This is a genomic window from Nocardia sp. NBC_00511, assembly GCF_045161165.1.
Taxonomy (GTDB): Bacteria; Actinomycetota; Actinomycetes; order Mycobacteriales; family Mycobacteriaceae; genus Nocardia.
The window spans coordinates 7,138,782-7,156,910 of sequence record NZ_CP107849.1; the positions used below are offsets into that span (position 1 = coordinate 7,138,782).

The following is an 18,129-nucleotide window of genomic DNA, read 5'->3' on the forward strand; positions in this document are numbered from 1 at the left end:
TCGCAGCATCATGTTGATCAGACTCCTCCGCACCTCCCTGGCGCCCTACCGCTCCCAGTTGGCGGGGGTCGTCGTGCTCCAGCTGATCTCGGTCATCGCCATGCTCTACCTGCCCACACTCAATGCCGACATCATCGACAACGGTGTCACCAAGGGCGACGTCGGCTACATCTGGACCACCGGCCTGTGGATGCTGCTGGTGACAGCCATTCAGATCGTCGCCCAGGGCATCTCGGTGTATCTGGGCGCGCAGGCGGCCATGGGCGCGGGCCGCGATATGCGCGCCGCGCTGCTGCACCGGGTCGGCACCTTCTCCGCCCGCGAGGTCGGCGTGTTCGGCGCGCCCTCGCTGATCACCCGCAACACCAACGACGTCGGCCAGGTGCAGCTGCTCATCCTGATGAGCGCCACCATCCTGGTGATGGCCCCGATCATGTGCATCGGCGGCATCGTGATGGCGCTGCGCGAGAGCATGCAGCTGTCGTGGCTGCTGCTGATCGCGGTGCCCGCGCTGGCGCTGTCGATGGGCTTCATCATCACCCGCATGGTGCCCGGCTTCCGGCGCATGCAGGATCGCATCGACAGCGTGAACCGGGTTCTGCGCGAACAGATCACGGGCATCCGCGTGGTGCGCGCGTTCGTGCGGGAGCGGCAGGAGACCTCGCGCTTCGACGTGGCCAACACCGACCTGACGAAGCAGTCGCTCTACGTCGGCAAGTACATGGCGCTGATGTTCCCGACCGTCATGCTGATCTCCAATGTCACCACCGTCGGCGTGATCTGGTTCGGCGGCCACAATATCGACGACGGCAAGATGCAGATCGGCTCGCTGACCGCGATGCTCGCCTACATCATGCAGATCCTGATGGCGGTCATGATGGCCTCCTTCCTGGCCATGATGGCCCCGCGCGCCGCCGTCTCCTCCGAGCGCATCAGCGCGGTGCTCGACACCGAGTCCTCGGTCGGCGAGCCCGCGAATCCGCAACCGTTCCTGGGTGATCCGGGCACGGTCGAGCTGGCCTTCGCGGAGTTCAAGTTCCCGGGCGCGGAGAAGCCGGTGCTGCGCTCCATCCAGTTCCGCGCCGATCCCGGCACCACCACCGCCATCGTGGGCGCGACCGGTGCGGGCAAGACCACGCTGGTCAACCTGATCCCGCGGCTCATCGACGTCACCGACGGCGCGGTCTTCGTGGGCGGCACCGATGTTCGCGAGTTGGACCTGGAGACGCTGCGCGGTCAGATCGGCCTGGTCCCGCAGAAGGCGTACCTGTTCTCCGGAACGGTCGCCTCCAACCTGCGCTACGGCAAGCCGGACGCCACCGAGGAAGAACTGTGGCACGCGCTCGAGATCGCGCAGGCCGCCGACTTCGTGCGGGAGATGCCACAGGGGCTGGAAACGCCTGTCGCACAGGGTGGTACGACGGTCTCGGGTGGTCAGCGGCAGCGCTTGGCCATCGCCCGGGCCCTGGTCCGCCGCCCGCGCGTGTACCTGTTCGACGACTGCTTCTCCGCCCTGGACGTCGCCACCGATATGCGGGTGCGGGAAGCCTTGAAGCCGGAGACCTCCGACGCGGCGGTCATCATTGTGGCGCAACGAATTTCGACCATCCGCGAGGCCGATCGGATCGTGGTGCTGGAGGACGGGGAGATGGCCGGCATCGGCACCCACGACGAATTGCTGCGGGACTGCCGCGAATACCGTGAGATCGTGGAATCCCAGTTCAGCGCGGAGGAAGTGCGATGAGGCCCGGAGCGGTCAATCCCGGTGCGCCGGATGCCAAGGCGAAATCCTTCGGTCCCTCGCTGAAGCGGCTGCTGCGACTGCTGCGGCCCGAAAAGGCCTTGCTCGGAATCGTTTTCGTGCTGGCCGTGGCCTCGGTGGTGTTGAACACGCTGGGTCCGCAGATCCTCGGCAAGGCCACCAACCTCATCTTCGACGGTGTGGTCGGCAAGCAGTTGCCCGCCGGGGTCGACAAGGACCAGGTGGTCGCGCAGGCGCGGGCCAGCGGCAACGGCACCTTCGCCGACATGCTCGCCAGCATGGACGTGATCCCCGGCACCGGAATCGATTTCACCGCGGTCGGGCACGTGCTGGCGTGGGTGCTGGCGCTCTACATCGGTTCGTCGGTGTTCGGCTGGTTGCAGGCGCAGTTGCTGATCGTCATCCTCAACCGCACCGTGAAGCGGATGCGCGGGCAGATCGAGGACAAGATCCATCGCCTGCCGCTGCGCTACTTCGACTCGATGCCGCGCGGCGATGTGCTCTCCCGCGTCACCAACGACGTCGACAATGTGGCACAGACGTTGCAGCAGACCATGTCTCAGCTGATCATCAATGTGCTGTCGGTGATCGGCATCCTGATCATGATGTTCTGGATCTCGCCGCTGCTGGCGTTGATCGCGCTGCTCACCGTGCCGCTGGCGGTGGTGGTGACCGCGCAGATCGCCAAGCGTTCCAAGCCGCACTTCGTGGACCAGTGGAAGCTGACCGGCGAGGTCAACGCTCAGGTCGAGGAGGCCTTCACCGGCCACGAGGTGGTCAGCGCCTTCGGCCGGGTGCGTGAGGTCGGCGAGGAGTTCGACAAGACCAACGGCAAGCTCTACGACGCGTCGTTCAAGTCGCAGTTCATCTCCGGCTTGATCATGCCCGCCATCATGTTCCTCGGGAACCTGAACTACGTGCTGATCGCCGTGGTCGGTGGCCTGCGGGTGGCCTCGGGCAATCTGTCCCTCGGTGAGGTGCAGGCGTTCATCCAGTACTCGCGAGGTTTCACCCAGCCGCTCACCCAGATCGGCTCGATGATGAACCTGCTGCAGTCGGGTGTCGCGTCGGCCGAGCGCATCTTCGAGATCCTCGACGCGGAAGAGCAGTCGGCGGATCCCGATCCGGAGGATTCGCGCCCGATCGACCGCGGCCGGGTGGCCTTCGAGGACGTCTCGTTCCGCTACGAGCCGGAGACGCCGATCATCGAGGACCTCTCGCTGGTGGCCGAACCCGGGCATGTGGTGGCGATCGTCGGCCCGACCGGCGCGGGCAAGACCACGCTGGTCAACCTGCTGATGCGCTTCTACGAGGTGGACTCCGGCGCGATCACCATCGACGGCGTCCCGATCACCGGCATCAGTCGCGACAACCTGCGTTCGCGCATGGGCATGGTGCTGCAGGACACCTGGCTGTTCGGCGGCACCATCCGCGACAACATCGCGTACGGCAATCCGGACGCCACCGAGGAGGAGATCCTCGAGGCCGCCCGCGCCGCCTATGTGGACCGGTTCGTGCACGCGCTGCCGCAGGGCTACGACTCGATCATCGACGAGGAGGGCTCCGGCGTCAGCGCCGGTGAGAAGCAGCTCATCACCATCGCGCGCGCGTTCCTGGCCAAGCCGTCGATCCTGATCCTGGACGAGGCCACCAGTTCGGTCGACACCCGCACCGAGCTGCTGGTGCAGCACGCCATGGCGGCGCTGCGCCGAGACCGCACCAGTTTCGTTATCGCGCACCGGCTTTCGACGATCCGCGACGCCGACACCATCGTGGTGATGGAGAAGGGCCGCATCGTCGAACAGGGCACCCACGAGCTGCTGCTGGCCGCTCGCGGCGCGTACTTCCGCCTCTACAGCGCGCAGTTCGCGGCCGCCATCACCGACGGCGAGGGCGAGAACGTGGACGACCCGGAGCAGGACGCGGTGGTCCTCGGCAAGAGCTGAGCACGGTTGCGGAACGGAACAACTGATTTCGTGAGGCGGGGGTAACTCACCGGGTACCCCTGAAATCGGTTCGGCACCCAACGCTGGTACGCGTGCTCAACGGGCCACGGCTCCCTAACCGGGCGCTGAAGTTCCGGGGAGGCGGGACTGCTGAGAGGATGGGGCCGTGTCTGCTGCCTCCGAGTTCTCGTTCAAGGTCGGTACCCGCCTCGAGGGGCGGCACGGCCGAACCGGCGTGATCAGCACCCCGCACGGCGACATCGCCACCCCCGCGTTCACGCCGGTCGGCACCAAGGCCACCGTGAAAGCGGTACTGCCCGAGACCATGAAGGAGCTCGGCTCGCAGGCGCTGCTGGCCAACGCGTACCACCTCTACCTGCAACCCGGCCCCGACATCGTGGACGAGGCGGGCGGCCTGGCGAAGTTCATGAACTGGCACGGCCCGACCTTCACCGACTCCGGCGGCTTCCAGGTGATGTCGCTGGGCGTCGGTTTCAAGAAGGTGCTGGCGATGGAATCGGTCGGCGTGCAGAACGACGACGTGATCGCCAAGGGCAAGGAGCGTCTCGCGCACGTCGACGACGACGGCGTCACCTTCCGCTCGCACCTCGACGGTTCCAAGCACCGGTTCACGCCCGAGGTGTCGATGGGCATCCAGCATCGGCTGGGCGCGGACGTCATGATGGCGTTCGACGAGCTCACCACGCTCATGAATACCCGTGGCTACCAGGAGGAATCGCTCGAGCGCACCCGCCGCTGGGCCAAGCGCTGCCTCGACGAGCACGAGCGGCTCACCGCCGAGCGTTCGCACCGGCCGTATCAGGCGCTCTTCGGTGTCGTCCAGGGCGCGCAGTACGAGGACCTGCGGCGCAAGGCATGTCGCGACCTGGAGGCGTTGCGGGGCGAGGCCGGAACGGGTTTCGACGGTTATGGCATCGGCGGCGCGCTGGAGAAGCACAATCTGGGCACCATCGTCGGCTGGTGCTGCGAGGAACTGCCCGAGCACAAGCCGCGGCACCTGCTCGGCATCAGCGAGCCGGAGGACCTGTTCACCGCTGTGGCGCACGGCGCGGACACCTTCGACTGCGTGAATCCCTCACGGGTGGCGCGCAATGCGGCCATGTACACCGACGAGGGCCGGTACAACATCAACACGGCCCGGTTCAAGCGTGACTTCACGCCGATCGACGAGACCTGCGACTGCTACACCTGCGCGAACTACACCCGCGCCTACATCCATCACCTTTTCAAGGCGAAGGAGATGCTGGCGTCGACCCTGTGCACCATCCACAACGAGCGCTTCACCGTGCGTCTGGTGGATCGCATTCGCGAGAGCATCGACGCCGGAAACTTCGACGAGTACCAGGCCGATTTCCTCGGGCGCTGGCGCGGCCGCATCAAAGCCCCTGGGCTGTAAGGGAATTCGACACGGCCGCGGTCGGGCTCACTCGTAGATCGCGGAGCGCTCACGCGGCCGGTACGAGGGTTCGCGCTTCTTCAGGAAGGCGATGCAGCGGTAGCTGATCGGCAGCACGCACATCTCCACCAGGGTCTTCCAGATGAAGCCGACGATCACGTAGTTGATGTAGTCGCCCCAGGTGTGGATGCCGATCGCGGTCGCCGCGATGGAGCAGAACACCAGGGTGTCACCGAATTCGCCTGCGACAGTGGAGCCCAGCAGCCGGGCCCACAGATGCTTCTCCTTGGTGCGCTCCTTGATCAGCACCAGGGTGACCGAGTTCAGGAACTGGCCGATGAAGTATCCGGCGACACCGGCGAGGGCCAGCTGCGGGGTATTGCCGAGCACGTCGCCGAACGACGATCCGTTCTGGTCGAGGTCGCCGGTGGGCAGCTTGATGACGATCTGGAAGCAGGCGATCATCAGCGCGAGCGCGCCGAAACCGTAGTAGACGATCCGGCGGGTGGCGCGGAAGCCGTACACCTCGCTGAGGATGTCGCCGATGACGTAGGCGAGGGGGAACAGGAAGAACGCGCCGTCCATGGTGATGGGCAGGATGGTCAGCGGTCCCCAGGACAGATGTTGTCCGGTGAAGAACTGCACGCCCTTGGCGACGCAGACATTGGAGATCAGCAGCACGGCGGTGAAGGCGACCGCCACCGGTGTAAAGAATCCCCCCGCCGCGTCCGCGAATGCCGCGTGCTCGGGCGTGGGGTGTCCAGATCGGCCCGAATCGACCGTTTTTGTATCGCTCACCCGAAAAGTATCCCCGTCTCGACCGATGGGTATGGTCCGGCACGGTGACCTAGGCTGAGCGAATGACGAATCCTGGCGATTCCGACGAGTGGTGGAAGCAGTACGGCGGTGAGGGCGTGGCACCACAGGACGTGCCCCCGGCACCGCAGCAGCCGACCCCGCCTCCGGCCGGTTACTCCTCCGCTCCGCAGTTCCAGCAGTCGCCGCTGACTCCACCGCCGCAGCCGCAGTACCCGAACTACCCGCCGCCGCAGGCCGCGAATTACACACCGCCGCAAGCGAATCCGGCACCGTACGGGCAGCCGCAGGGCTATCCGGGCGCGCCGGTGCAGCCCGGGTACGGCGGCTATCCCGGGTACCAGCCGTATCCGGCATACGGTGTGCAGGGCACGGGCACCAACGGTTTGGCGACGGCGTCGCTGATCGTGTCCATCATCGGGTTGCCCTCGCTGTTCTTCTGTGTGTTCATTCCGCTGATCTCGATCGTCGGCCTGGTGCTGGGCATCGTCTCACTCAACCAGTTGAAGACGTCGGGTCAGCAGGGGCGCGGGCTGGCGCTGGGTGGCGTGTGGGTCGGGGCGATCGGGACCGTCATCGGCATCGCGTTGCTCGTGGTCTTGGTGTCACTCGGTCACTGGAGCAGTTCGTACTGACGGAAGTCGTTGCGCCGGGCGCGGATACGACAGTGGCTCCAATACGACAGTGGGGCGCATCCTCGCGGATGCGCCCCACTGTTGCTGTTCGGGAAGGGATCAGCCCTTCAGCACCTGGGTGCCGCCGGCGAACTTGTCGTGCCAGCCCTGCTTGTTCGGGTCCTGCTCGATGGTGACCGCGATGTAGATCATCAGACCGATACCGACCAGCCAGCCGATGCAGTAGATGAGGTCGGCCGCGACGAAGAGGTTGCGCTTCAGCGACATCTGGACATCGATGGGACCGCCACCGGGGCCGACGACCCGCAGGCCGAGGATCTTCTTGCCGAGGGTCGCGCCCTGCGAGGTCTCCATCAGCACGAAGTACGCGAGGATCGCCGCGTACAGCAGCACCGAGCCGATGATCGACATGAAGATGCCGCCGCCGAGTACGGCCTCGAGCACACCGACCACGATGCCCGCGGGAATACCGGCGATCAGGAAGTCGAGGATGCGGGCGCCGAAGCGCACCCACAGGTCACCCGGCACCGCGCCACCACCGAATCCCGGTGCGCCGTAACCGGGCTGGCCGCCCGGGAACTGCTGGTAGGGCTGCTGCTGGCCGTAGGGCTGCTGCTGACCGAACTGATCGGACTGACCGTACGACGGCTGCTGCCCGTACTGCGGCGGCTGCTGCTGCGCGTACGGATCGGGCTGCCCGTAGGGCTGCTGGCCGTAAGGCTGCTGCGGCTGCTGGGGCTGGCCGTAGGGATCGGACTGGCCGTAGGGCTGCTGCCCGTACGGTTGCTGCGGCTGCTGCCCGTACGGCTGGCCGCCCTGGGGATACTGGTTGGGGTCGTACCCACCGCTTGTCATCAGTGTCGCCGTCCTCGTCGAATTAGGTTCGGGGTCTGGTCGAGTGCGTACGTTACGGTCATTAGCTGGGTTGCAACAACCCGTTTGGGTCGAGTGACCATGGTTCGCGTGGCAGGTTTTCCGGTCGGAATTGTTCCAGTAACGCGCCCGGCGTGTCCGCGTCACCGTAACCCAGCGACGCCGCCAGGAGTTTCAGGACCGATCGCGGTGTTTCGCCGAGTGCGATCCGATCGCGCAGCGTGACCGCGCCGTCGCGTTTCGCCAGGCGGGCGCCCGTGCTGTTGAGAACCAGTGGGACGTGCGCGTATTGCGGGACGGGCAGGTGGAGCAGGGTGGCCAGGTAGGCCTGGCGCGGGGTGGAGGGCAGCAGGTCGTCGCCGCGTACCACCTGGTCGATGCCCGCCTCGGCGTCGTCGACGACGACTGCGAGGTTGTAGGCGGGGGTGCCGTCGCCGCGGCGCAGCACCAGATCGTCCACCGGACCGCGATATTCGCCCAGTAGTACGTCGGTGACGGTGAATTCGCCGCGGTCGGCGCGTAGCCGCAGCGCTGCCGGGCGGCCCGCGGCCCGCCGCTGGTCACGTTCCTGTTCGGTGAGGTCGCGGCAGGTGCCCGGGTAGGAGCCGAGCGGGCCGTGCGGCGCGGTGACGGCCTGCTGTATTTCCTTACGCGTGCAGAAGCATTCGTAGGTGAGTCCGGCAGCGGTGAGCTCTTCGATGGCGTGCCGGTAGAGCGGCAGGCGTCGCGATTGCCACTCCACCGGCGGATCCCAGTCGAGGCCGAGGGCGGCGAGGTCTTCGAGCTGGCGTTCCGCGGCGCCGGGGCGCACCCGGTCCAGGTCTTCCACCCGCATCAGGAATCCGCGTCCGGTCGAGCGCGCGAACAGCCAGGCCAGCAGGGCCGTGCGCAGGTTGCCCAGGTGCAGGTCACCGGACGGGCTGGGCGCGAAGCGTCCGTATCCGGTGGTTGCTGTGAGCGGGTCGGCGGGCATGTCCGTCCATGCTAGTTCGCATGCTTCGCAGCGGCTGTTCGTCCTTCGCATTCTTGCGAGTACGCATGGCGAATGTGGCCGCTGTGAAAGTTTGCGAATTCAGTGTTCGATTGTGAGTCGTGGGCGAAGGTCGTTGTCGGAGAGGGGTTTTCCCTGCTCGATGGCGGTGAGCAGGGTGCCGGTGGTGGCGACCAGTCCGGCGGTGTCGATGTCGTAGGGGGCGGTCCCGTAGGCGGTGAGGCGTTGGGCGGCGCGTTCCAGCAGTGTGCGTGCGCCCTTGGCGTTCCCGCGCTGAATGTGGGTCAGGCCAACGGCAAACTGCGCGAGGCCCTGCCATAGCGACTTCTCGGCGAACGGACCGGTCTTCCAGGCGGCCTCGAGTACCTCGTGTGCGTTGAAAGGCAGGCCGTCGTCGATGAGGCGCTGGGCGTAGTCGAGGGTCTCGCGGGGTGGTAGCTCGAGATCATCCGGGATACGGGGGATGCCGATGCTCCCGAAGGGGAGAGGTCGCCCAAATCGGTCACGAGGTCGGGCATTCCGGGCGCGGCCGCTCTCGTCTCTGTCGCGTCCGGTGTCGTCCTGTGTCTCCTCGGCCATGTCCTCCATGATTCCTCACGCTGGGGGCTCCGGGTGCGTGGCCGGTTTGCCGGTTGGTCCGCGAATCCCGAGACAACGGAATTCGGACTTGTGAAATTCTAACTACTCAAATTAAAGCAAATTCTGCGCAAATAATTAGCTGGCTAACCTTGCCACAAATTTGCTAGTTGAAAACGAAAGAATGCGATCTCCTTATGTCGAACCCTGCTAGGGTTTAGCGCGGGAACGGCCATCGGGGGTGCATTCCCATCGCGAAGTGCAGAGAACGGGTGGTACGGAGAGTTTGCATGCCGCCTCGGGTGTGCGGGGTATTCCCGATTTGCGGGAGATCCTCGAGTCACCAAGATCGATGCCAGCAAGATCTCGAGCCTGACGCAGAAAAGGAGCTAGTACCGTGAAGGTGGACTACACCGGCGCCGTGTGGCGCAAGAGCAAACACAGTGGCCCCAATGGCAACTGCGTAGAGGTCGCCTTCCTCGGCGACGGCAATGTCGCGGTCCGCGACAGCAAGGAACTCGGCCGCGGGCCGATCCTGGCCTTCACCCCCGGTGAATGGGACGCCTTCGTCGCCGGCGTCTCCGACGGAGAGTTCAAGCGAGCCTGACCGGTTCGGGCGAGCTCGACCGGGACGAACAGCACAAAGAAGAGCCCCGGGTCCCGGAGACTCGGGGCTCTGCCGCGTAGCACCCGGTCAGTGCGAGTTCTCCTGGACCTGCCGCAGTATCGCCAGCTGCTGGTGTTCGGCGTCGCGCTCGGCCACGACGTTGGCCTGCTGCTCCTCCGGCGGATCCGGGCGGAAGAACGTGCCGGTCCCGGGACGTCCCGCGATGCCGAGCTCGTTCAACTTCCGGGGCACCTTGGTGCCCTGATACTCCAGCGGAATCGGATGCCCGTGTACGTCGACGGGGCCGAGTGGCTGATGGATCTCGATGTACTCGCCGTGTGGAAGTCGCCGCACCACACCGGTTTCGATGCCGTGCTCGAGGACGGAGCGGTCGCCGCGTTGCAGGCCGAGGCACAACCGGTACGCGGTCATGTATGCCAGTGCGGGCACGGTCAGCAGCGCGATGCGGAACGCCCAGGTGGTGGCGTTGAGCGAGACGTGGAATTGCAGCGCGATGATGTCGTTGACGCAGGCCAGCGTGAGGATCAGGTAGAAGCTCAGAGCCATGGCCCCGATCGCGGTGCGCACCGGCACATCTCGCGGTCGTTGCAGCAGGTTGTGGCGGGCGCGGTCGCCGGTCAGCCGTTTCTCGATCCACGGATAGCCGATGAGCAGTCCGAAGATGATCGGCATGAACAGCGCCACCGAGAACGCGCCGGGCACCGTGTGCCCGAAGATGTAGAGCTCCCAGGCGGGGAACAGGCGCAGGAAGCCGTCGGTCCACATCATGTAGAAGTCGGGCTGGGTGCCCGCCGACACCTGTGATGGGTTGTAGGGACCCAGGTTCCAGATCGGATTGATCTGCAGCAGCCCGCCCATCAGCGCCACCACGGCCAGCGTGAACGCGAAGAACGCGCCCTGGTCTAGGGAGAACACCGGCACGATGCGGGTGCCGACCACGTTCTTCTCGGTGCGCGCGGGCCCCGGGTACTGGGTGTGTTTCTGGTACCAGACCAGGGCGATGTGAGCGCCGATGAGCCCCAGCATGATTCCGGGTAGCAGCAGTACGTGTGCGATGTAGAGCCGCGGAATGATGATGGTGCCGGGGAAGTCGCCGCCGAACATGAGCCAGTGCAGCCAGGTGCCGATGACCGGACTGCCCAGCGTGATGCCCGCGAAGGCGGCGCGCAGCCCGGTACCCGAGAGCAGGTCGTCGGGCAGTGAGTAGCCGAAGAAGCCCTCGAACATGGCCAGGATGAACAGCAGTGCGCCGATCACCCAGTTGGCTTCGCGGGGTTTGCGGAACGCGCCGGTGAAGAACACCCGGCACATGTGAACGATCATGGACGCGGTGAAAAGCAATGCGGCCCAATGGTGTACCTGCCGCACGAACAATCCGCCGCGCACGTCGAAGGAGATATCCAGTGCGGTCTCGTAAGCGCGGGACATGGTGACGCCGCGTAGCGGCTGGTAGGAGCCGGTGTAGACGACGTCGCTCATGGACGGATCGAAGTACAAGGTCAAATACACGCCGGACAGCAGCAGAATTATGAAGCTGTAGAGCGCGATTTCGCCGAGCAGGAATGACCAGTGGGTCGGAAAGACCTTGTTGATCGACCTTTTCAGGAATGCGCCGCCTTTGTAGCGCTCATCCATCGCATCGGCTTGTTCCGCTGCTCGAGCGGCGACAGTTTTTTGAGTTGCCATTGCGTTCACCCCGCCCCCGGGATAGTGATCAGGCTTCTACTACAAACGGTAGCACCCAGACCCACTGGCCTGTACAGCCTTTCGTTAGGGTCATCGAGTGAATTCCCTGACCGCCCGTGACGCCACCACGTACTGGCTGTCCACCCGCACCCGAACCGACCTGTTCCTGCTCTACGCCTTCACCGACACCGGCGCGAACCCCACCCACCTGCGCTCCCTCGTGGCGGCCAGGGCGGCGAACATCCCAGATTTGCTGGTACGCGTGCTGGACACCCCTGCAAACATTGCGTATCCACTCTGGACCCCGTGCGAATTCACTGATGCTCAGTTCCTCGACCACCCCCTCGCCGACCCGACCTGGGCGAATCTCACTGCCGCCGTACGCGAACTACTCGCCACCGCCGTCCGAGCCGACGACCGCCCCTGGCGCCTGCACGCATTCCGAGGTATTCGAGACGCCCCCGGCTTCGCTCCCGGCGAACCCGCCCTGATCCTCGTCCTCCAGGTATCCCACGCCCTGGCCGACGGCCGCCACGCCGCCACCCTCGCCCGAACGTTGTTCAGCGACAGCGAACTTCCGAGGGTCGCCAGGGATCTGTCACCGTGGGACCGCGTCGCAGCGGTGGTGGGTGCCAAGGCTGCGAAGGCGGCAGGTGGCCACGTCGCAACTGCCGCTCGATCCTGGATCTCGAAGACGCAACCTGCCCGAGCCGCCGCTCTCGCCCTGCCGGGTTTTCCAATCGCTTTGGCGCGCACGGCAATCCGTGGATTCGCGGCAGCGAGCGCCCAGCGCGAGCTAGCCGACCTCACCGCGACCGGCCAACTCCCACCCCCCGCCCCGGACGTCGCCCCAACTGTCTTGAACGGCACCGGCTCCGCCCCCACCGCACACGTAGCCCGAATATTGTTGTGCCCCAAGGCTCGTCTGCACACTCCCGGCCACACGGTCACAGTGGTAGCCCTGACCGCCGTCTCAGTGGCACTCGAACGCCACCTCTCCGGATCCGGCACTCCCATTCCCGAACTCCGCGCCCAAGTCCCCATGGCGATCACCACCGCCCCGGATGTTCGCAACAGCTACCGAGACCTATCGATAGACCTCGCCGTCTCGGAGCCGAACCTGCAAACCCGAGCCACCCGCATCGCCGCCGACCTCGCCACCCGCCGCACCCGAGCCGACCACCCCCTGCAAGACGCCCAGGCCGCCGTCACCGCCGCCCTCCCCGCCCCCATCCTCCACCGCGACGTAACCACCTTCCCGATAACCGTTCTCCCCGAACGAATCTCAGGCCACACAGTCCTCTCCAGCGTCAACCGAGGCCCCGCCGACTTCACCTTCGCAGGCGGCCGGGTCCACTTCACCGCAGGCTTCCCCGCCCTCGGCACCGTCATGCACCTGACCCACGGCCTCCACGGCCTGGGCGACACCCTCACCCTCTCCATCCACGCCGACCCCGAAGTCCTCCCGGACATAGACGCCTACGCGGCCCTCCTGGATTCCGCGGTAGACGAGGTCGCCGCCGCACTGCGTTGACCTTTTGAGGCGCAATGCTTCTCGCGATGAGACTTCCGGAAATGGACCCGAGTCGCGTGGCGGTGAGGGTTGGATTCCGAACCGGCAACTGCTACTGTCTGAGACAGACTGGCTGTGTAACACAGTGGTCTCGTGTGGGACTTTGGCAAAGGAGCCGAGCGTGTTTCAAGGCGCACCCAACCCCGAATCTGTGGTGATCACCGGCGCGGGCAGCGGCATCGGCCGCGCTACCGCCCTGCGCTACGCGGGGATGGGCGCCCGAGTCATCGTCACCGACATCAACGGCGGCACTGCCCAGGACACCGCCGAGCTGATCCGAGTCCGGGGCGGGCGCGCGGAGGTCTACGTTCTCGACGTCACCGACGATGACGCCTGGAGCAGCCTCGCCCGCGACGTGGTCCGTGATCACGGACTGCCCGACATCCTCATCAACAACGCCGGGTTCGGTATCGCGGGTGGATTCCTCGAGCACTCCAAAGCGGATTGGGACCGTCAGCTGGAGGTGAATCTGGGCGGCGTCGTGAACGGCTGCCGTGCCTTCGCTGCGCTGATGGCCGAGCGCGGCAGCGGGCAGATCGTGAATATCTCGTCGGGGTTGGCCTACATTCCCGTGGCGCTGGTGCCCTCGTACTGTGTTTCCAAGGCCGCGGTGCGGATGTTCAGTGAATGCCTGCGCAGCGAGCTCGCGCCGAAAGGTGTTGGGGTCACGGTGATTTGCCCGGGTGCGGTCGGCGGAACCGGCCTACTGTCCAACGGGCAGCTGGTCTCTTCCCTCGATGGCATGGCCGAGGACAGTAAGAGTGAACTCCAGCAGGTCGCAGGTGCCTTCGCGGAGAAGTACGGTCCGCTGCTCACCTCGCCGGACTACATCGCGCGCGGCATTGTGCGTGCGGCCCGCCACAATTGGGGAGTGGTCCCGGTGCGGCCCGAGTCCTGGCTGATGTTCGGATTGCACCGCCTTTCCCCGGGTCTGCTGCGCGGTGGCGCCGCCCTGCTGGCTCCCGAACACGTGGAGCGCGTCTTCGCCGCGGTATCGGATCGAATCCCGCAGCGGCTCATCGACTTCGCGCGCGAGCGCGCCCGCAGTTGAACCCGTCCGCCCATCGCGACGCGCGATCGCGGAGGACACTGCACTGGCGCGGCGCCCGATTGCTCAACATGAGTTTTCAGCCGTTGTTCGAGCTGACCGCAGGCCGTCTTCGCCTGTGGCACATACGGATGGTGGAGTTGACGACCACCGGTCGCAAGACCGGACTACCCAGAACCGTTCTCATGCCGTGCTTCCTGATGCTCGGCGAGTCGTTCGTCCTACTGGCTTCCTACGGTGGCGGCAAGCGCCAACCGGCCTATCACGGCGAACCCGCTCGTCCAGGTCCGAGCCGACGGCCGCACCCGCACCATGAACGCTCGCATCACCGAAGGCGCCGAGGCCCGCGCACTACTGCGCCGGGTCCTGCTACGCACCGGCGGCACCTACCTGTTCCTGATCGCACCGGCACGCGCGGCCGGGCGCACAGTGCCGATAGTCGTACTCGACCCGATAGCCGACGATTCGAAACCTGGAACCCCCCTACAGAATTGACTGTCTTCTGAGCATCGGGCCGCCGGCGGAGGCGGAGGCGAGGGTGAGGGCGGAGCCGAGGAGCGTGCAGTAGATTGCCTGCCCACGGTCCCTGAAGTGAGCTCCGCAGCCGTCAGATAGCGAATCATGTTCGGCGACTGGTGCTTTCGGGACATGGCACCAGCCGTCGAACGGATGTTCAGTAGCTCCGGAAGCTGGGCCGGTCCATGCCGGAGCGAGAGCAGTGCTATTCACGCTATGGGCGCATCGGGATCACATCCGTTCGATCGGGTCGACTGCGCCGTTCGACCACCGTGCGTGGGTTTCCTCGGTGTCTACGGTGATCACATCGATGATCTGGACAAGTCGTGTGGGAACTTCACCGTCATCGAAATGCGTTGCACTCGGGACGAATACAGCTTCGGCCTCGGCAGTCGCGATCGCTTCCAGCAGCTTCGGCTGTAGGCCGTTGCGGCCGAACACGATGATCTTCGTGAGGTTGTAGCCGAAGCGTGCGGCAAGTCCGCGCAGTCGGTACTCGTCCCACTGTTGACGGACGCCAGAGATATCGCGCCGCAGGTATCCGACCGCGATCGGCCGCGTCATCACTTCTCGCCTCTCCGCGCATACTCCTGTAGCGCAGGCGTCCTCATGACACGGCGGCCATGTTTCGTTGCTCGCCAATTCGACGGGCGCTGGGACCCGTTGGTGGCAAATCCCTTGTGCAGCAGTGTGCGTAGGGCACGTCTCGTCGACTCGACGCTTCGTTTGGCCTCGCCGCACAGCTGCCTCGCCGTGGACGACTGCAACGGCTCCAGGATCGACAGGGCGCCCAGTACTTTCGCCTCGAGTTCGGTCAACGACGACATGTGATGTCCTTCGCTCGCCCGGATCGGTAGGTCGAGTGCCTGTCCGCCGCAAGAGGCTCGGCATCTGACCTAAGTGGACTATGCCACTTATTTGGATGCTGGACTATGCCAGTCACCGGATGGCGGAATTCTTTCGGTCGACTCCGGCCGGGAGGCTAGAGGTCGATGCGATATTCCTGTTTGAACGACCAACGTTCCGGAGGGTAGACGGCCTCGTCGAACTCGACCGCGATGTCCGCCGAGTCGTAGGCGATGAGCCAGTTCACCAGTACCGGGGCTGGATCCGAGAGCTTCAACGCGGCGCGTTCCTCAGCCGAAGCGAGTCGAGCGCAAGCTTGATCGCGGGCGTATGTCGCGCGAATCCCCGCATCGGTGGCGAGGTAGCTCAAAGTGCCGCCGCCTACCCGCTCGCCAACCAGCAGGCGCGGGGCGGCATCGGCCAGCGCGGCATCGAACCACGACGTGGAAAACTCGACGAGACCGCTCGTTTCACTGCTGATGATCCGCTGGCGCTGGATCACTCGGTTGCCGCTGGCCAGGCCGAGTGCGTCTGTCACATAGCCAGGACCGTCAACGATGCCCACAAATGGAAAGTCGACATGCTCGGACGCCGAGTACATGGTGCCCAGTGCTGCGGCCCGTTCGAGGCGTTCCCGAGCCTGCGGTGCCGCGTGTGGCTCCCGCACGTATGTGCCTGAGCCCTGGCGTGATTCGACGAGTCCCTGGCGTCGTAGCGCTTGCAACGCTTTGCTTGCGGTCGGGCGTGCAACCCGCCAGGCTGCGGCCAGCGCCCGTTCGGATGGGACCTCTTCACCAGGTGTCAGATCTCCTCGAACGATCTGATCCCGTAGATGACCAGCGATTTGCAGGTACTTCGGCAGTACCTCTTCGATCTCGGGCACGCTTCCACCTCCAGCGACTACCATAGGCCACTAGCCAATTTGCGAATCACGAACAGACGGCAGGGGATAGTGTGCCCGCTGCGATAGCGATTGCCGCCGGTGGCGGAGGAGATGCGGTAAGTGCCGCCATGCTTGCCGCCGCGATGCCGGAGTTGGGTGTTGTCGCGATCATGAGCTATTCGTGGGACCGATTCATGATCGACCCGGCACCAGGCCCACGTGTGCGCGCAGACTTCGACGGGTTGATAGATCGTGGTGGAGTCGCCGAGATCCCTGGCACGGCCGCACTGCTGATCGGGCAGTCGACGCTGCCCCGGTTGGCCGACTCCATCCGCCAGCCCCTGCTGCTTCTGGACGCGGCAGAAGGCGCTGCTGGGTTGGCTGAGCAGATGTGCTGTGCGGCGGCAGTGTTCGATGCGAGTGAACTGATCGTCATCGATGTCGGCGGCGACATTCTCGGTGAAGGCCATGAGCCTGGGTTGCGAACACCTCTCGCGGATTCTCTCAGCCTCGCCGCCGCCGTACAGTCGGGGATTCCCGTGCGTGCCTTCGTGGCGGGCCCCGGTCTCGACGGCGAGTTGTCTCCGGCTGAGGTGCATTCTCGACTCGACCGGCTTGAGGCTCGTCAGGCCGCAGTACTGAGACCGCGAGATGCCTTGCCGTTCAACAGCATCTGGTCATGGCATCCATCAGAAGCCAACGCTCTGCTGTCGGCAGCAGCTGCCGGGTGGCGCGGAACGGTACAGACGCAACGGAACTCGGCCGTGACACTCACAGACAACGCCGCGAATATCTACGAGGTCAGCGCACGGAGATTGGTCGACTCATCGCTGGCGTCGGTCCTCCTCGGAGCGACGAGCTTCGAACAGGCAGAGCGGCTGTTGCGCGACCGACGCAATGGCCGAAGCGAACTCGACATCGAACGCACGAGGTCCGGCGACCGAGCCCAGGCCCGTACCCCGTCACTGGAGACCCTGGACTTCGTGGACGAGTACGTCATCCACGCTGCGGCCGAAGGCATCAACGCACTGACCATTCGCCGGGTCGCGGAACTCGTCTCCGCGACCGACCCGGCTGCCACGGAGGCGTTACGCGAGTTGCTCGCTCATCACCGCCCCGACAACTTCCGCCCGCCGCTGTACACCGTGGACAGTGCCTCATAGTCAGACGTGGGGTTCGCCTGCACCTCTGCCGAGCAAATAGCGAATCATGTTCGGCGGCTGGCGCTTTCGGGGCATAGCGCCAGCCACAGAGCGGATTGTCGGGCGGTCCCGGAAGGGCCCGACGCACCGCAATTCGACGTCTTGATCCGCGACTTGCGCCTCCGATGGGGCGAGCTCGTTCGCGTGGTCTACATATGGGTGCACTGGAAGGGGTTGAGGCGTGGAGGTTGGTCGGCTGCGGGAGCTGTTGTCTCACACGATCCGTTCGCATGAGGCTCAGGTTGTTCGGGAGAACGGGCAGTGGGGTGCGTACCTTCCAGGGTTGCCGCTCGCCGTGGAGGCGCCTGAATTGGACACCGCGGTCGCGGCGCTGATCGACGCGATGCGCGAGTACGCCGCTGATTGGCAAGACCATTTGCATGCGGCCGTCGATCACCGTGGCAACGCCGACTTCGTGCAGTTCGTCGAGCTGTCCAGCGACGAGCAGTTGAGGGAGTGGCTGACGGCGGCCGGAGGGTGACCGACCGGGCAATGAGTTGCGCCGAGTGGTGGGCATCGCATCATGACATAGCTCACGTGCCGGTGGTGTTCTGCTGCTGTGAGATTCGGGCCGCTGTGGGCCGGATACGTCGAAGGCCCCGTCCGGAAATTTCCGGGACGGGGCCTTCGGGAGCGGAGGATAGGGGATTTGAACCCCTGAGGGCGTTAACCCAACCCGCGTTCCAGGCGAGCGCCATAGGCCACTAGGCGAATCCTCCGTGGAGCAATAT

The 18,129-nt window shown here is 65.4% G+C and carries 17 protein-coding genes and 1 tRNA gene; 10 read left to right on the forward strand and 8 right to left on the reverse strand.

The window, feature by feature from the left end; all coding sequences use genetic code 11:
* Nucleotides 1-10 precede the first annotated feature (10 nt).
* The 3 genes from OG300_RS33165 (at nt 11) to tgt (ending at nt 5,125) form a co-directional block, all read left to right on the forward strand.
* Nucleotides 11-1,744 (forward strand): ABC transporter ATP-binding protein, encoded by a 1,734-nt coding sequence (locus OG300_RS33165; protein ID WP_405487850.1) that lies wholly within the window; start codon nt 11-13, stop codon nt 1,742-1,744.
* Nucleotides 1,741-3,708 (forward strand): ABC transporter ATP-binding protein, encoded by a 1,968-nt coding sequence (locus tag OG300_RS33170; RefSeq protein WP_405487852.1) that lies wholly within the window; start codon nt 1,741-1,743, stop codon nt 3,706-3,708. The genes OG300_RS33165 and OG300_RS33170 overlap by 4 nt, the downstream gene beginning before the upstream one ends.
* Nucleotides 3,709-3,874: 166 nt before the next feature.
* Nucleotides 3,875-5,125, forward strand: coding sequence for a tRNA guanosine(34) transglycosylase Tgt (gene tgt / locus OG300_RS33175; RefSeq protein WP_405487854.1), 1,251 nt, complete (start codon nt 3,875-3,877; stop codon nt 5,123-5,125).
* A gap of 27 nt (nt 5,126-5,152) precedes the next feature.
* Here tgt and OG300_RS33180 read toward each other — a convergent pair whose 3' ends face one another.
* Nucleotides 5,153-5,923, reverse strand: coding sequence for a queuosine precursor transporter (locus tag OG300_RS33180; protein WP_405487856.1), 771 nt, complete (start codon nt 5,921-5,923; stop codon nt 5,153-5,155).
* A 62-nt stretch (nt 5,924-5,985) separates the two neighbouring features.
* Here OG300_RS33180 and OG300_RS33185 point away from each other — a divergent pair, with 62 nt between their 5' ends.
* The gene (locus tag OG300_RS33185; protein ID WP_405487858.1) at nt 5,986-6,576 is read left to right on the forward strand and encodes a DUF4190 domain-containing protein; all 591 of its coding nucleotides are present in this window, start codon (nt 5,986-5,988) and stop codon (nt 6,574-6,576) included.
* Between the two features lie 99 nt (nt 6,577-6,675).
* Here OG300_RS33185 and OG300_RS33190 read toward each other — a convergent pair whose 3' ends face one another.
* From OG300_RS33190 to OG300_RS33200, 3 genes are all read right to left on the reverse strand, one after another.
* The gene (locus OG300_RS33190) at nt 6,676-7,431 is read right to left on the reverse strand and encodes an RDD family protein (RefSeq protein ID WP_405487860.1); all 756 of its coding nucleotides are present in this window, start codon (nt 7,429-7,431) and stop codon (nt 6,676-6,678) included.
* 61 nt (nt 7,432-7,492) lie between these two features.
* Nucleotides 7,493-8,422, reverse strand: a complete 930-nt coding sequence (gene gluQRS, locus OG300_RS33195; RefSeq protein WP_405487862.1) for a tRNA glutamyl-Q(34) synthetase GluQRS — start codon at nt 8,420-8,422, stop codon at nt 7,493-7,495.
* Between the two features lie 99 nt (nt 8,423-8,521).
* The gene (locus OG300_RS33200; RefSeq protein ID WP_405487864.1) at nt 8,522-9,028 is read right to left on the reverse strand and encodes a DUF309 domain-containing protein; all 507 of its coding nucleotides are present in this window, start codon (nt 9,026-9,028) and stop codon (nt 8,522-8,524) included.
* A gap of 385 nt (nt 9,029-9,413) precedes the next feature.
* Between OG300_RS33200 and OG300_RS33205 the strand changes: the two genes are divergently transcribed.
* Nucleotides 9,414-9,623, forward strand: a complete 210-nt coding sequence (locus OG300_RS33205) for a DUF397 domain-containing protein (protein WP_405487866.1) — start codon at nt 9,414-9,416, stop codon at nt 9,621-9,623.
* Between the two features lie 87 nt (nt 9,624-9,710).
* Here the strand turns inward: OG300_RS33205 and OG300_RS33210 are convergent, their stop codons facing one another.
* Nucleotides 9,711-11,279 carry a cytochrome bc complex cytochrome b subunit gene (locus tag OG300_RS33210; protein ID WP_405487868.1) on the reverse strand — a complete coding sequence of 523 codons (1,569 nt, stop codon included), beginning with the start codon at nt 11,277-11,279 and terminating at the stop codon, nt 9,711-9,713.
* A gap of 148 nt (nt 11,280-11,427) precedes the next feature.
* Here OG300_RS33210 and OG300_RS33215 point away from each other — a divergent pair, with 148 nt between their 5' ends.
* From OG300_RS33215 to OG300_RS33225, 3 genes are all read left to right on the forward strand, one after another.
* A complete protein-coding gene (locus OG300_RS33215; protein WP_405487870.1) occupies nt 11,428-12,864 on the forward strand; it encodes a hypothetical protein in 1,437 nt (478 codons plus the stop codon).
* Between the two features lie 160 nt (nt 12,865-13,024).
* A complete protein-coding gene (locus OG300_RS33220) occupies nt 13,025-13,954 on the forward strand; it encodes an SDR family NAD(P)-dependent oxidoreductase (RefSeq protein ID WP_405487872.1) in 930 nt (309 codons plus the stop codon).
* A 234-nt stretch (nt 13,955-14,188) separates the two neighbouring features.
* A complete protein-coding gene (locus tag OG300_RS33225) occupies nt 14,189-14,446 on the forward strand; it encodes a hypothetical protein (protein ID WP_405498880.1) in 258 nt (85 codons plus the stop codon).
* A 252-nt stretch (nt 14,447-14,698) separates the two neighbouring features.
* Here OG300_RS33225 and OG300_RS33230 read toward each other — a convergent pair whose 3' ends face one another.
* Together OG300_RS33230 and OG300_RS33235 are read right to left on the reverse strand one after the other, a co-directional pair.
* Entirely contained in the window at nt 14,699-15,031 is a 333-nt protein-coding gene (locus tag OG300_RS33230; protein ID WP_405487874.1) for a hypothetical protein, read from the reverse strand.
* Nucleotides 15,032-15,449: 418 nt separating this feature from the next.
* Nucleotides 15,450-16,196 carry a GntR family transcriptional regulator gene (locus tag OG300_RS33235; protein WP_405487876.1) on the reverse strand — a complete coding sequence of 249 codons (747 nt, stop codon included), beginning with the start codon at nt 16,194-16,196 and terminating at the stop codon, nt 15,450-15,452.
* A 71-nt stretch (nt 16,197-16,267) separates the two neighbouring features.
* Here OG300_RS33235 and OG300_RS33240 point away from each other — a divergent pair, with 71 nt between their 5' ends.
* Together OG300_RS33240 and OG300_RS33245 are read left to right on the forward strand one after the other, a co-directional pair.
* The gene (locus OG300_RS33240) at nt 16,268-17,359 is read left to right on the forward strand and encodes a DUF1152 domain-containing protein (protein WP_405487878.1); all 1,092 of its coding nucleotides are present in this window, start codon (nt 16,268-16,270) and stop codon (nt 17,357-17,359) included.
* A 322-nt stretch (nt 17,360-17,681) separates the two neighbouring features.
* The gene (locus OG300_RS33245; RefSeq protein ID WP_405487880.1) at nt 17,682-17,879 is read left to right on the forward strand and encodes a hypothetical protein; all 198 of its coding nucleotides are present in this window, start codon (nt 17,682-17,684) and stop codon (nt 17,877-17,879) included.
* A 153-nt stretch (nt 17,880-18,032) separates the two neighbouring features.
* Here OG300_RS33245 and OG300_RS33250 read toward each other — a convergent pair.
* Nucleotides 18,033-18,117 (reverse strand) — tRNA-Ser (locus OG300_RS33250).
* Nucleotides 18,118-18,129: the final 12 nt, after the last annotated feature.

What these genes read in the sequence shown, in the direction of transcription:
- gluQRS (WP_405487862.1), bottom strand. Translation starts at nt 8,422, where the DNA reads ATGCCCGCCGACCCGCTCACAGCAACCACCGGATACGGACGCTTCGCG.
- OG300_RS33190 (WP_405487860.1), bottom strand. Translation starts at nt 7,431, where the DNA reads ATGACAAGCGGTGGGTACGACCCCAACCAGTATCCCCAGGGCGGCCAG.
- OG300_RS33210 (WP_405487868.1), bottom strand. Translation starts at nt 11,279, where the DNA reads ATGGATGAGCGCTACAAAGGCGGCGCATTCCTGAAAAGGTCGATCAAC.
- OG300_RS33185 (WP_405487858.1), top strand. Translation starts at nt 5,986, where the DNA reads ATGACGAATCCTGGCGATTCCGACGAGTGGTGGAAGCAGTACGGCGGT.
- OG300_RS33165 (WP_405487850.1), top strand. Translation starts at nt 11, where the DNA reads ATGTTGATCAGACTCCTCCGCACCTCCCTGGCGCCCTACCGCTCCCAG.
- OG300_RS33200 (WP_405487864.1), bottom strand. Translation starts at nt 9,028, where the DNA reads ATGGAGGACATGGCCGAGGAGACACAGGACGACACCGGACGCGACAGA.
- OG300_RS33230 (WP_405487874.1), bottom strand. Translation starts at nt 15,031, where the DNA reads ATGACGCGGCCGATCGCGGTCGGATACCTGCGGCGCGATATCTCTGGC.
- OG300_RS33170 (WP_405487852.1), top strand. Translation starts at nt 1,741, where the DNA reads ATGAGGCCCGGAGCGGTCAATCCCGGTGCGCCGGATGCCAAGGCGAAA.